The organism is Fimbriimonas sp. LA-C6, assembly GCF_055398105.1.
Map to the genome: position 1 here is coordinate 2,003,760 of NZ_AP038796.1, position 13,402 is coordinate 2,017,161.

Here is a 13,402-nt window from a genome sequence, read left to right on the forward strand (position 1 = left end):
TCTATTACCGAGTGGAGGGTTGCTTCACGCCGCCAAGCTTGGACTTCATCAACTCTTTCTGCTGAGGAGTCATGCTGGGGTCTTTATCGATGGCATCGAACCGGGACTTATTGGCGTCTTCAACGGCCTGCTTATCAGGAGCGTTGGTTGGGTTGCTGTCGCAGCCTGCAACAAGACCACCCAGGATGAGAAATGGGATTACGTACCGAAACATCATTGTTCTTCTCTCGACCAATGGCCGATTAATGGATTAATCATATCCCGAAATTTCCAAAAATCCTCTGATTAATCGAATAATCTTAAAAAATCCGTAGAGTTGTCAGGATAACAAACCGGTGAGGAAAACACCCCGCACTCAAAGAAAGGACAAGTGCGGGGGATAAAAGGCTAGTGCTGCTGCTTGCCCTGATCAAGGTTGAGCATCGTGCCCATTAGAGTCTTTTCAGCCTGGCCAGAGTCGCCCGACTGCAGCGCTCGCAGCGCCATCGTAACTTCCTGGGCTTCCATGGTTCTGCCTTCATTCACTAGGAGCATCTGCGTCTTCTGAAGCTCCTGAATAGCTCCCATCTGCGTGAGCTGACCGGTCTTAAGACCCATAACAGTCTTCTCCACCACCTTGGAAGCATAAGCCACCTGAGCCGCGCTGGCAACGCGTGGATTCTGAGAAGCCGAGTACCGAGCCGCATCAGCCGTGAACTCAATCACGAAATCGAGATCAACAGACTCCGTCTTGCCCTGCAACAGGTCCTCATACGTCAGCCGACCCGAGGCCACCCGATACCAACCCAAAGGATGGTTCGTGAACTCAAAATCAAACACCTGAGAAAGAGTCGCCCCCCGCTCCAAGTCAGCCAACGGAAGCACAATCTCGTTCCCACCGCTCGGCTGAGGCGAACGCACCGTCACCCAACGAGCAGGCTTCAACGTGAGCTGCATGTTACGCGCCACCGTCGTCATGAGCTTATCCAGCTCCTGCCGAAACACATCAGGAATCATCTGAGGCTGAGGAATGTAGTGATAGTTCCCTCCAGCCTTCTTGGCCATCGAGGCAAGAAGCTCCTCGTTATAGTCCGGCCCAAAGCCCAAGAACGTACATGTGATTCCACGATTCTTGATCTCGCTAGCATGCTGAACAAGCGCGCTGAAATCCTTAATACCAGCCGTCGGGTCGCCGTCCGTCAAGATCACCATTCGAGTCGCCCGACCTGGGTCCTGCACCCCAACAACCTGCTGCATACCCAGCGAAAGCCCATCAAACAGGTTCGTAGTGTTGCCCGGAGTAATCCGCTGGATCCCCTCTTTGATCGGCTGCTTGCTAATGACCTTCTGCGGGGCCATCAAAACTTCCACCTGCTCCTCAAACGTGACGATACTGAGAACGTCGTTGGGTGTCAGCATGTCCACCACGTGGCAACAAGCCTGCTTCGCATACTCCAACGGAGCGCCTTCCATCGAGCCAGAACGGTCGATGATCAAACACAGATTCATGGGCGTACGAGAAGTCCCCATGCCCAACCCAATCGGGTTGCCCGTAGCGGTGAGTTCCAGCATGAACTGCTCGCGCGCAGGACCGTTGGCCATACTCGCCTCGCGACCAGGCACGATCTCCACCATCAAAGCCTTCCCACCCGGAACAGCCGTCATGGCGGTCGTCTTCAAAGGGTCAAAGCCCATCTGAGTGGCACTCAAAGCCTGAGTGCGCATCGGATCGTTCAGCGTGGGGGCGCCACTTAACTGAGTTCTATTAGGATCGAAACGTTGTGTTGGGTCCATGAATTATCTGGCGTAGGCTCTCCCTACGCAACCTCCACGCGAAAACTGCTGCTCCCTACCTTGATAACATCGCCAGGGTTAGCCTGACCATTTTGGATACGTTGTCCATTAAGATACGTGCCGTTTGTGCTGCCCATGTCCACCACCTGAACACCCGCAGCAGAAGGAGTCACCTGCGCATGACGCCGAGAAGCGTTGGCATCCCCCGCAAGCAAAATCCCTGCGACCTCCCTACCAATCTCAACCGCTCCGCCCAAGGGGAATCTTTGGCCAATCATCGGGCCATCCACAGCCACAAGAGCAAACGATCGAACCCCACCAGCCTGCGCAGGACTGTAGGCAACAGTCTGATTCGCCGCCGGATTCGGTGTATAAGCCTGAGTCGGCATCGAAGGCATCGGCTGCGCCTGCCCAGAATAAAGCTGCCCAGGAGCCATCTGAGTAGGCTGAGGCTGCACCGGTTGCTGAGGGTAGGGCTGCTGAGGATAAGGCTGCTGAGGGTGTCCGTGCTGAATAGGATATCCCTGATTGCCATACATCTCAGGACCATGAACAGGAGCTCGAGAACCCTTCACCAGGAAAGTGAGCGAAAAGCCGCCAATCTGAATCTGACTACCCGGTGTAAGCACAGCCTGCTGAATACGATGACCGTTGAGATAAGTTCCGATCGGCGAACCACCGTCAACCAACACATACTGTCCCTGCTGCTTCAAAATCGACGCATGGACCTGAGCGACGTTAGGATCACCAAACAAAGGCACCTGCGCACCCTCACTTCGTCCAATAAACGTCTGAGCGCCATCAATCGACCACTCCTTCCCTTCCTTCCGCCCAAGGTTCAGCCGCAGCCAAGCACTTCGCGCCAGAAGGTCCACCAGGCCAATGAACAAACCTATCCCCGCGCCAATGATCAGGAACGTAATGGCTCGCGAAGGACCACCCACCTCCCCCCTACTGATGCCTTGAGCCGATAGCTGGGCGGAAGCAGTCATCGATCCGATGATGTCGAAGCTCATCCCTCCAATCGCCGCCCCAATCGCTCCGCCGGTCGCCCCTTGAATCGCGCGCTTACCGGAAAAAGAACTCGCACCAATCGCGGCCCCTAAAAACAGCCCCATCGGGATGAAGGCAACTGTGCGAGCCATCATTTGAGTCACCAGGTTGCCAGTCGTGAGCGCCGTCCCGAAGATCGCCTTCGAAATACCACCGCCGAGTGCAATCCCAAAACTGCTTCCGATCGCTCCAAATACAAGCCCAATGGAAGCCCCGATGATCGTGTGCCGCTTCCCACCGCGAGTAAAACCTTCCAGACCGCCGACAGCAAAGCCGATCATTGCTCCCAAAAGCAGGATAGTCATGCCCTCCCACTGCGTCCACCTCGGGTCAGACATCAGCGGGTGCGAAGGTTCCATAATCGCCCAAGCGACCAGACCCGCACAGCCACCAACCAGGAATTTAAGGAGCAATGAACCCATGAGTTATGCCTCGTATCGGAATCTTACAGACCCAAACTGAACAGCGTCGCCTGCCCGCAACACAACAGGTGTCTCCACCTTCGCGCCATTCACGTACGTCCCGTTCGTGCTGCCTAAGTCCGTCAATATCACATCGTTTCCTTGTCGTTCCAACTTCGCATGTCGACGGCTCACCGTGCTCTCGCTCGCCAAACTCACACCAAGCCCCACTTCTCGCCCCACTATCACTTCGGCATCTTGAAGCGGTAAGCCCACTCCACTCTCCGAAACGAGGGTCGGTCCCGTACTCGAAGGTGCGCTAACTACGGGGATAGACGGGGTCAAAGGCACAATTGGGTCGGGAGCAGCGTTGTCTAAAACGATTTTTTGCTGCGGTTCGGGTTTTGCAGGGATCGGAATCGGTCCAGGATCCGTAACAGGAGCATCACCAGGCTTCGGAATCTGCACCCCAAGCTTCTCCAAGTTGTCCTGAACAACCTTGGGGTTCTGCTTCATAAAGTGCATCGCCAGGAATCCAATCCCCACCGCAAAAGCGATGGCAAACAGGAACACAATCACCTTCCCAAATCCACCTGGAGCTTGCTCAGGTTTTTCAGTGGTCTTGGTAGGCTCGGGCGCCGCATTCAACTTCGTAACGGGCTGATCCGACTTCTGAGAACCAGCCTGGGTCGTGGCAACCGTCTCCACAACGTCCGCAATCGAGACCTTAAAGGTCGGAACGACATCCGCGTGGTCAATCTTAACATCGAACAACTGCGTGACCGGATTGGTAGCCCCACCCGAGCGAACCTTAACCGTTACCTTCAAACTGCCCGGATTCACGGCAAAGAACTCAACTTCCCCTTTGGCAGAAGGATCAATCAGCTGGCTCATCGTCCGCTTGCCATCATTCAGCTCAACGCCCGCAGCAGCCACAGCCTTCCCTTCGTGATCCACCCGAATGTGAACCTGGGCAATCTGGTTGAAATCCTTTTTCTGAAGCGTCCAGCCTTTAAGGGCCTCCGCCACAGGTTTCGAAGCTAAGTTGCCCGATTTCTTGTCCCACACATAAGCGGTGGTGTCCCCAGTATGAGGCAGCAACGACCCCGCACCTTTCTCAATACGCAAAGGATCGGCAGGAGCCGCAGACAGCGCATTGCTACCGGTAAAGGCCACATACTCGCCCTCTGAAGGAACGGTTAAAGTTATCGATTGTTGCGCCCAGGCCTGAACTGTCATCAGACCGAGTAACGCCATGGGGAAGACTACTTTCGTTCGCACGCTGTAACTATCTTAGCGCGTGCTGCAGGAAGTGCGTCAGCAACTTCTGAAGCACAGTAGCCAATAGGCCCAATTGTGGATGCGCAAATGTCGGCCGCAGCCCCGTGCCAGTACATTCCACAGGAAGCTGCATAGTAACCTGGCAGGTCCTGCGCAAGCAAAGTTCCGACCACTCCGCTTAGCACATCACCCATTCCACCGGATGCCAATCCACTGTTTCCAGTCTGATTAACCATGCTCGGCTGATCAGGCTCACCCACAATCGAGTACGGCCCTTTCAGCAACACACACTGCTGATACTGCTTCACTGCCTGAGCAACCGTCTGGAATCGATCGCACTGAGCCTCCGCCACGCTGCAATGAAGAAGCCGGCTCATCTCACCTGGGTGCGGAGTGAGAACACACTCCGCCTGAGGCAAAGCAACCCCCTGAGCGATCACGTTCAGCGCATCCGCATCCAACACACAAGGCTTATCCCAATCTCGCCAAATCCGCTCCAAAAACTCAAACACGGGCGGTTCATGAGACATCCCCGGCCCAAAAACAGCCCCATGAGATTTCACATTGGCACTGAGCAGCACCTCCGCAGCCTCACGCCCAAGAACACCCCCTTCGCCAGGCAGCGGCAATATAAGAGCTTCTGGGAGTTGGTTAGAGACCGCATCACACACCTCAGGCACGCTTGCCACGGTTACCAATCCAATCCCACTTCGCAATGCAGCTCGGGCAGCCAAGACAGCCGCACCACGCATGTGTCGAGAACCGGCCACAATCAACAGACTGCCGTTCTCACCTTTGTGGCTGGCTCGAAGTCTCTCGGGAAGCAGACTCCCCACCCAATCTGATTCCACCAATTTAGCGTCGGTGGGTTCATTCAGGAGCGCATTGGGATAACCGATCTCGGCAACGGTCCAATAGCCGCAGTGCTCAAGACCGATTCCCTCAAACATATAAGGCTTAGGCAGTCCAAACGAAACGGTACGAAGCGCCCAAACACTCTCCCCCAGTTCTTCGCCTGTATCGCAGAAAATCCCACTCGGAATGTCGACGGCCACAACCGGCACGCCACTTCGATTGATCATTTGGATCGCCTGCTTGATCGGCTCACGCACATCGCACTTCGCCCCGGTCCCGAGCAAGGCGTCAACAATCAGATCACGGCAACCCAGGCACTCCGCCTTTTTCTGCCACCGGGCATCCTCACTGTAGATCGGCTCCACACCCTGCGCTCGTGCAATCCGCATCTGCTCAGCCGCCGCCTCTGTAAGGTCATCGGGTGCAGCAGCGACGAGACACTCTACGTGGTAACCATCTTCTTTAGCCAACCGCGCGACCACAAAGCCATCGCCGCCGTTATTGCCCTTTCCACAGAAGATCGTCACGCGCCCGCCCTCGGGCAGCAGCTCTTTGACCACTCGAAACACGGCCAAACCGGCCCGCTCCATGAGAACTTTTGACGTGAGACCGAACTCTTCTTCGGAGCGACGGTCAATCGCTCGGCTATGTTCGGCGGTAGCTATCCACATGATTTATCGCACTGCGCGGAGATTAGATTGGAACCCAACCCGTCTCACTCTACGGAAACTACTGACTATCAGTTACCCGCTCCACCTTAATCAAGCGGAGATCTCCGCCACAAGTGGCGTGTAAGTAGCGACGTCCTCGTGTTAGACGTCTGGGTCGCTCAATAGTTGTCTGACAACGCAAACAAAGGTAAATCACCCGCTGACGGGACACATTGCGTTCAACTGAGTAGTTGTGTCGAACTCGCGGCGGCTGACCCAAATCCTGCATCGCACGCTTCCAAGGCTCCCCATGCCCTGCGGCCATCCGCCCATGCCGATGAACAGCCAGCAGATGCGCATACTCATGAACAAGGGTATCCCGAACCGACTCAGAGTCCTTAAGAACGCGAGAACTGAGCCCAATGACGCCTTGTCGGTAATACGCCATGCCCGCGGTGACACGATAAGACTTCCAGGCTATTCGAGGTCGGTAGCCCAGGGGGAACGCCCGGCAGCATTCGTCTAGGGCGTGCTCTGCAATCGCTACCAGCTTGGAGTCGACCACGCCCTAGATTGTACTGGGATTAGATCCCCATTCGCCCGAGTAGCCCACTTCCAATATCGGATTGGATGTCGAACCACTTCGTGGTCTTATACCGGCTGCACACATTTCCGACCAATCCATCTGCCTGACGTGCCGGTACCCCTATGCGTGCCTTACTCTGTCCCTGCATGCCCATCAACACCGACAAAGCACCATTAGGGTCAGTCTGAGACTTCTTCAAAGCACTCATGATCTCGGTCATCATAGTCGCTGTTTCGCGAAGAACAGTCTGATAGTTACTCGCAATGGAAGCACACTCCGAAGGCGGTGGCAACGACACAAAGTCGCGCTGGAGAGCAGTCCATGATTGTCGCATCCCACTCGTCTGGCCCGACACTTCGTTCGTCCGTACCGCTCGCTCATCAGGAATCGCATCCTCGTCGCCCTCGGCCAGCCTGGACATATCCGCCCCACCACCCGTAGCCTGAAGATGCGCCATCTCGGAAGCCGCCTCACCAAGCTGCTTGGCACAAATTGAATTTCGCTGAGATTCGATGCGGGCGAGGTGTTCCAACCACTTGCGAACGTCATCCGGCATTCCCGCTGCGTCCACTGGAGTCTGAGGCGCGGGCTGCGTCCCAGAAGCTTGAAGCATCGGAGCAGAATTATTCGCATGAACAGCCAGCTCGGTGCTCGGAGCCTCCCCCTGAGTGCCCAACACCTGCTGAGCCTGTTCGCCACCCATGAGCGTGGTCGCAATGTTCATCGACCCATCAGCCCCAAGACTAGGTGACGGTGCCGTACCGCTAGCGGAAAGTCCATGCAGAGAAGAGGCGGTCCCTGGCGAGCGCAACACGCCGCCCGGCTTAAGACACCAAGCAAGCGCAAGTCCGCCAATCACAAGAAAGGTCAAAGTGGCAACCGCTTTCTTGCGTCCACTACCGGGCTGGTAATACCCTTGCCCGCAATACCTACAGGCCGAATCCCCTTGAAGCCTCTGAACCCCACATCTGCTACAGAACATATTCGCCACACCCACCTAGGAGAAAACTCCCAGTATTAGAATCGGCACTCAAACGATCAGTAATTACCCTGTGTTATTTACCGAGTAACCCGCCGCCACTCACGTCAGTCTTGATGTTGAACCACTTGTGCTTCTCATATTTGTTGCAGATGTCGTTCAAACGACCATCCGCCTGAGCAAACGCCCGATCAATCTTATAGCTCTTGTTCTTCATCTTCGTCGCTCGATCAAGCGCAGCACTGATGTCCCCGCCATTCGACAAGCTGTTCAAGATGTCCGAGATGTCGCTCGTCATATCCGGGATGCCATTGAGCCCAACGTTATAGTCTGAAGCAAGAGACTTACACTCTTCAGGAGGAGCATAGCTGTTGAAGAACGTGATCAGCTTTTCCCAATCCGGCTTCAAATCCCGGAACTTGCCCTCGGTAATGTCGTTAGGTGCCTTGCTTTCCTCGTCCGACTTCCCATAGAGATCGACCTGGTCAATGCCCGCACCCAAAGTGTTGAGCTTCGCCTGAAACACCTTGAGGTCCGCTTCCTGTCTCAAGGTGATCTCTTCTTTCTGAATCTCACACTTTTCGAGATGCTTAAGCCAGTCCTCGACATCCTTGGGCATCACCGCTTTCTCAGCGACTTTGCCAAGCGACTCCGTTCCGGTATTGCCGCTCTTCTCCAAAACCTGGGTCGGAAGCGTGCCAGTGGCCGATAGCTTGGGATCCGTAGGCCTTTGGCCACCCAGTTGCAACTGACCGGCAGCCTTGATCCCAAAGCCAATAGCGATGATCGCAACGATCACCCCAGCAACAATGGCCATCGTCGTCTTTTTCCGCTTCTCAGCTTCAAATGCGTTGCCAAGCGCATTCGCCTGGTAGGACCCAGAGGGCACCGTCGGCTGCGGAACACTGGGAGCCGCCTGCACCGCAGGCTGGCCGCAGTGCATGCAAAACGCCGCACCTTGCGCAAGAGGTTTGCCGCACCGAACGCATTTCATTACTTCTTATGACGCATTTCAGACCGAAATAGGTCAGCAATACTCAACGATTCTTGCAGAGGAACTTTCGCCCTACGACCACTCACTCACCATCAACCTCGTACGTCAGCAAAATTGCTTGATTTACGGAAAATCAAGCAACACAAGACCTCTCGTTTTCAGTTCAAAACGTCAATCGAAATAGAGACGGTCGAAAAGACAGCATGGAGGAAATTTGAAGATGCAACACAACCCAACCGATGGAAACCCACTTCACCTGTACTTCGCACAGATCGTCCATGACACTCTGACAGAGAAGATAGGACATCCAGAAGAAGATGTGGAGCAATACCTTGCAGAACTTTTGGTGAATTTTGCTCACCAAGACAAGGTGTATGGACTGAAGGACAAATCCGGACAAACCGTCACCATGGTCTCCGACATGGTCGCAGAAGGCGACATCCGGCTGAAAGCAGACTCCTTTGCCCGCGAGCGTCAAGTGCATCGGTACATCGGCGATTTCCTGCTGTTCTGGTCCGGACTCTTCCCAGAGCAACTCAAAACCCTGAAGTCCCCCGCCGGGCGCGACGCCTTGCTCGACCCAATTGGACAAGGAAGACTCAGCTACTACATCGCGAGCACCTTCACGCAGCAACCCTATCAAGAGGAAGCACGAACCCTACAAAAGCTCAGCGAAGGTTTCGATCTGTACTGCAAAACCCTAACCGAGGCAAGACAGCAGATCGTCGGGCTACCAAACGCCCACATTGCCTGAGAAAGCCATGCAGGGAGTTGAGGGCAACTCCCTGCCTAGATCACACCATCACTGGAAAGCGAGAGTTAGAAGACTCCCGAACTATCAGTTCAACGGAACCACGCTCCACCTGGACCGGGAGGTGAATGTCCTGAACACGGGCAAGCGCCATCCGAGCAGCATCTCGACCCATTTTCTCGTGAAAACTCTCCGTGGTGGTGAGCTGTAGGTACTTGGCTAGATCCACGTTACCTACCCCAGAAATTGCCATATCCTCTGGAACCCGAATTCCTCGGGAACGCAAAGCAAGAATTGCCTCGGCAGCAATATAGTCGTTTGCGCACACGATTGCGGTAGGCCGATTCTTCAGAGCCAGCAATTGATCAATCACTTGATCAGTCCCTTGCCCTTCGTAGGAATTACCCACCAGAAGCTCTGGACTCTTTGGCAATCCACCCTTCTCAAGAGCAGCCTCATAGCCTGCCGCGCGCTGAATATTGGCACTTGCAGTGACCAACCCCCGAATATGCGCAATACGCTTATGACCCGCATTAACAAAATGCTCAGTCGGCGCATAACCACACTGGAAGTTATCAGTCGACACGAAATCAATTCCCGCGTTATTGCCCTGTGGCTCCGAGCAAAGACAAATGGGAAGGTGCCTGGCCGCCTGCGACCAGATACACTGCGAACTCAGATCAATAGGCTCAACCGGCCACGCCACAATCGCAGCGGCCTGTTGGCGTAAAAGTTCAACTTCTTGTCTTTCTACCGTGTAATCATATTTAGAACACGCAACGAGCACACCGTAGCCATGCTCATGACAGACCTCCTGCACGCCGGAAATAAACTCAGCAGCGGCACTGTTAGAAAGCCGAAACACTACGACGCCTACATAGGGCGAAATGCCTTTAATTAAGCTTCGAGCAAAGATATTGGGTTTATATCCTAACTCTTCTGCCGCTTCAAAAACCTTATTGCGCGTTTCATCAGGAATCGCAACGTCTTTACGACCGTTAAGAACGTAAGAGACGGTGGTCCTTGAAACACCTGCCCGTTTGGCTACATCAGCACTGGTAACTTTTCGCAAGACAACTCTTCAATATAAATTTGCTCTTTCAAGCTGCAAATATCTTAGCAAACTTTCTTGAATATGGGGAGAACTCAGGTACCAGGTCTGCCGTTTTTAGCCGTTTCTGCGCAAATCATCGTTGTTTTACGAACTTCTTCATGGAATTATCGCGTCCACCTCAATCTCCACTAAGAGTTCAGGGTGAATAAGGCGACAGACTTCGACCATAGTCGCGGCCGGTCGGACCTCCGAAAACAACTCACCATGAGCTTTCCCAATCATTTCCCACTGTGAAATATCCGTCACAAACATCCTCGTGCGAACCACGTGCTCCATCTTCGCACCAAGCCCTTCCAGTGCGGATTTGATAATGCGTAAAGCATAGAGAGATTGTACGTAAGCATCCCCCACTCCAACCACTTCGCCGTTCTCATCAACAGCCGTCGTGCCGGATACAAACACATGGCTTCCCACACGCACAGCGCGCGAATACCCAACCTTTGGCTCCCAAGGAGAACCTGATGAAAACGTCTGCCGCTCAACCATCCACGAAGATTACTTCGCCCTACGCAGCAATCCGTGGATGAAGGATCGTCTCAATCGCCTTGTAAAGCTCTTCTGCCCGCACCGGCTTCGAAACGTACCCATCCATGCCCGCTTCAAGACACAACTCTCGGTCCCCTTTCATGGCATTTGCCGTAAGAGCAAGAACAGGCATCGTAAATCCATCAGAGCGGAGAGCACGTGTTGCAGCAAGTCCATCCATCACGGGCATCTGGACATCCATTAAAATGAGGTCGAATTTAGATCGACGAACCGCATCAAGAGCCAACTGGCCATTGGAAGCAATCTCAACCTCATAGCCCCGAATCTCCAACATGCGCGCAGCCACCTTTTGATTCACCGCATTGTCCTCAACTAGCAGGATTCTATTACTCTGCTCTGAATACGACAGCTGGCTAAGAGTAGACGTGACCTTGGCTTCCGGCTCTAAGGCTGCCAAGATTCGGTGAGACTGGAGTGGAACCAGCCCAGGACCATGCCCAATCCTCACCCTTCTCAGATTCGCATCGAAATCTAAAACTCCGTGACTCTCCTCCAGGATCATCACAAGATCCGCTGAAGAAGCACTCGACAAGTCGCAAAGCGAATGCCCCGACCGAAGAAGGAAAAGGCTCAACTGATCGGCATCGGCTTTGGGACCACCGACAACAATCACACGCAAAGGCAGGCTGGAAGGGGCCACAAACTCTTGGTGCTTGAGGCAAATGCACACCGTAAACTTACTTCCCTTACCAAGCTCACTCTCCACACGAATCGATCCGCCCATCAGCTCAACCAACTGCCTGCTGATAGTGAGACCAAGCCCCGTCCCACCGAATTTGCGCGTCGTCGATCCATCCGCCTGAGTGAAGCTACTGAAAACTTCTTCCAACCGGTCCTCAGGTATGCCGATTCCCGAGTCGATGACCGATATCTCAATCTTGGCTGACTCGTTATCCACATACACCGGCTCAACCATCACCTGGACAGTACCGGTAGCCGTAAACTTAAGCGCATTGCCCAAGAGATTAGTAAGCACCTGACGTAGCCGATCAGGATCAGCCACAAAAGCAGACGGCGCGTTCAGCGGCATCGACCAACCGAGCTGGATCTCCTTTCGCGATGCGATCGGTTGGAACAAGCTCACCACCTCGTCCACCAACGCCGAAAGGTCCATCGGAATCTCGTTCAACGAAAGCTTCCCCGCCTCAATCTTCGAGAGGTCCAAGATGTCGTTGATCAACGAGGTAAGCGAGGCAGCACTGGTCTTGACCATCTCGACATATTCACGAGATTCCTCAGAAAGATCGTGGGTCAGCAGAAGATCCGTGACACCGATAATCCCGTTCATCGGCGTCCGGATCTCGTGGCTCATATTTGCCAAGAACTCCGATTTCGCTCGACTCGAATTCGCCTCCGCCTCACGCGCCAACGAGGCTTCTTGGAGAGCAACCCGCGTCCTGTTGATCTGCTGCTGATGCTGAATCACAAGCCGCGCCAACGCTCCATACTCATCGTAGCTATCCGCAAGAGTCGCAACCACATCGGCACGGTCCTCCCGTAACGAAGTCGCAATAAGTCTTAATGGCCGGCTCACCCAACGAAAGAGCGTGTATCCCAAAAGCAACACAATTCCGCCGCCAAATCCGATCATCCCGGCAATCATGTTCCGGTTAGCGGCTTGAATGCTGGCAATGCTCTCCGTGCTGTACCCAAACTTAATGAAGGCAATGGTCTTGCCACTGATGTCCCTCAAAGGCACATGGCTCCAAGCTTCCGAATTGACCGGTGAAGAATCATGAGCAACCGGCACAATCGATAACTTTGATGACGAAGCAGCTTTGCTGAGCTTAGACAAGGCCGCAGCATCCAAGTCCCGAACGGCGATGATGAACCCCTGCGGGGCCAAGCGCCGCTTCACATCAGCTGAAGTCGTCACACCAGCCGCGACAATCTGTAGCCATCTCGTTCCTTTCTGAAGATAAAACGTCTTGAAATGACCGGGTTTCTCCAGCTCAGCCCAAAGCTGAGACGGTAGTTCGAGCTTCGAAAGATTCTGCTTCTGCGGTCGCGTACTCGTATAAACAAACTTCCTGCGGATATCCGTGACCCATACGGCATCCGTGTTGAACATCCCAAGAATGAGTCCTAGGTTCTGATGAAGCCACTTAACATCCCGCTGTCTAATCGCAACCGTTAACTCGTCCCACGCAGAGTTGCTATCAACAAACGCATTCTCCAACTGACTATCCGCATGCGCAGAGGCAGCCACCAAAAGCGAGTGCTCCTCATCAATCTGATGCTTGAAGTGTCGAATCTGAGCGGCCTGCTGTTGCTCGGCAAACAGAGCAAGTCCCAGAAATATAGCCACGCACATGCCAAAAAGGAGGATAAATCTCCGCCCCACACTGGTTGTGGCTCGGCTTGCCTGAAGGCTACTCTGAGGGTAATGGTTCATCGACATAAGCCTTCAGCTAAATTA

12 protein-coding genes are annotated in these 13,402 nt (G+C 54.1%); 1 reads left to right on the plus strand and 11 read right to left on the minus strand.

Annotated elements, in window-relative coordinates:
• Nucleotides 1-4: 4 nt before the first annotated feature.
• The 8 genes from ACZ51B_RS09275 to ACZ51B_RS09310 form a co-directional block, all read right to left on the minus strand.
• Entirely contained in the window at nucleotides 5-217 is a 213-nt protein-coding gene (locus ACZ51B_RS09275; protein WP_464296963.1) for a hypothetical protein, read from the minus strand.
• A 170-nt stretch (nucleotides 218-387) separates the two neighbouring features.
• Nucleotides 388-1,773, minus strand: coding sequence for a vWA domain-containing protein (locus ACZ51B_RS09280; RefSeq protein ID WP_464296964.1), 1,386 nt, complete (start codon nucleotides 1,771-1,773; stop codon nucleotides 388-390).
• Between the two features lie 23 nt (nucleotides 1,774-1,796).
• A complete protein-coding gene (locus ACZ51B_RS09285; protein ID WP_464296965.1) occupies nucleotides 1,797-3,248 on the minus strand; it encodes an FHA domain-containing protein in 1,452 nt (483 codons plus the stop codon).
• Nucleotides 3,249-3,251: 3 nt separating this feature from the next.
• The gene (locus ACZ51B_RS09290) at nucleotides 3,252-4,508 is read right to left on the minus strand and encodes an FHA domain-containing protein (RefSeq protein WP_464296966.1); all 1,257 of its coding nucleotides are present in this window, start codon (nucleotides 4,506-4,508) and stop codon (nucleotides 3,252-3,254) included.
• Nucleotides 4,493-6,034 carry an NAD(P)H-hydrate dehydratase gene (locus ACZ51B_RS09295; protein WP_464296967.1) on the minus strand — a complete coding sequence of 514 codons (1,542 nt, stop codon included), beginning with the start codon at nucleotides 6,032-6,034 and terminating at the stop codon, nucleotides 4,493-4,495. Before ACZ51B_RS09295 ends, ACZ51B_RS09290 begins: the two co-directional genes overlap by 16 nt.
• 58 nt (nucleotides 6,035-6,092) lie before the next feature.
• On the minus strand, nucleotides 6,093-6,578 hold the full coding sequence (locus ACZ51B_RS09300; RefSeq protein ID WP_464296968.1) for a SprT family zinc-dependent metalloprotease: 486 nt from the start codon (nucleotides 6,576-6,578) through the stop codon (nucleotides 6,093-6,095).
• A 19-nt stretch (nucleotides 6,579-6,597) separates the two neighbouring features.
• Entirely contained in the window at nucleotides 6,598-7,470 is an 873-nt protein-coding gene (locus ACZ51B_RS09305; RefSeq protein WP_464296969.1) for a hypothetical protein, read from the minus strand.
• Nucleotides 7,471-7,654: 184 nt separating this feature from the next.
• Complete coding sequence (locus ACZ51B_RS09310; protein ID WP_464296970.1) at nucleotides 7,655-8,572, minus strand: zinc-ribbon domain-containing protein; 918 nt, start codon at nucleotides 8,570-8,572, stop codon at nucleotides 7,655-7,657.
• A 220-nt stretch (nucleotides 8,573-8,792) separates the two neighbouring features.
• Between ACZ51B_RS09310 and ACZ51B_RS09315 the strand changes: the two genes are divergently transcribed.
• Nucleotides 8,793-9,326 carry a hypothetical protein gene (locus tag ACZ51B_RS09315; protein WP_464296971.1) on the plus strand — a complete coding sequence of 178 codons (534 nt, stop codon included), beginning with the start codon at nucleotides 8,793-8,795 and terminating at the stop codon, nucleotides 9,324-9,326.
• 40 nt (nucleotides 9,327-9,366) lie between these two features.
• Here the strand turns inward: ACZ51B_RS09315 and ACZ51B_RS09320 are convergent, their stop codons facing one another.
• The 3 genes from ACZ51B_RS09320 to ACZ51B_RS09330 form a co-directional block, all read right to left on the minus strand.
• A complete protein-coding gene (locus ACZ51B_RS09320) occupies nucleotides 9,367-10,395 on the minus strand; it encodes a LacI family DNA-binding transcriptional regulator (protein ID WP_464296972.1) in 1,029 nt (342 codons plus the stop codon).
• A 138-nt stretch (nucleotides 10,396-10,533) separates the two neighbouring features.
• A complete protein-coding gene (locus tag ACZ51B_RS09325) occupies nucleotides 10,534-10,923 on the minus strand; it encodes a RidA family protein (protein WP_464296973.1) in 390 nt (129 codons plus the stop codon).
• 19 nt (nucleotides 10,924-10,942) lie between these two features.
• The gene (locus tag ACZ51B_RS09330; RefSeq protein ID WP_464296974.1) at nucleotides 10,943-13,378 is read right to left on the minus strand and encodes a hybrid sensor histidine kinase/response regulator; all 2,436 of its coding nucleotides are present in this window, start codon (nucleotides 13,376-13,378) and stop codon (nucleotides 10,943-10,945) included.
• Between the last annotated feature and the right edge of the window lie 24 nt (nucleotides 13,379-13,402).

Bases quoted from the DNA above. Each gene is read 5' to 3' on its own strand.
- ACZ51B_RS09315 (WP_464296971.1), top strand. From the start codon at position 8,793: ATGCAACACAACCCAACCGATGGAAACCCACTTCACCTGTACTTCGCA.
- ACZ51B_RS09295 (WP_464296967.1), bottom strand. From the start codon at position 6,034: ATGTGGATAGCTACCGCCGAACATAGCCGAGCGATTGACCGTCGCTCC.
- ACZ51B_RS09310 (WP_464296970.1), bottom strand. From the start codon at position 8,572: ATGAAATGCGTTCGGTGCGGCAAACCTCTTGCGCAAGGTGCGGCGTTT.
- ACZ51B_RS09275 (WP_464296963.1), bottom strand. From the start codon at position 217: ATGATGTTTCGGTACGTAATCCCATTTCTCATCCTGGGTGGTCTTGTT.
- ACZ51B_RS09280 (WP_464296964.1), bottom strand. From the start codon at position 1,773: ATGGACCCAACACAACGTTTCGATCCTAATAGAACTCAGTTAAGTGGC.
- ACZ51B_RS09285 (WP_464296965.1), bottom strand. From the start codon at position 3,248: ATGGGTTCATTGCTCCTTAAATTCCTGGTTGGTGGCTGTGCGGGTCTG.
- ACZ51B_RS09325 (WP_464296973.1), bottom strand. From the start codon at position 10,923: ATGGTTGAGCGGCAGACGTTTTCATCAGGTTCTCCTTGGGAGCCAAAG.
- ACZ51B_RS09330 (WP_464296974.1), bottom strand. From the start codon at position 13,378: ATGAACCATTACCCTCAGAGTAGCCTTCAGGCAAGCCGAGCCACAACC.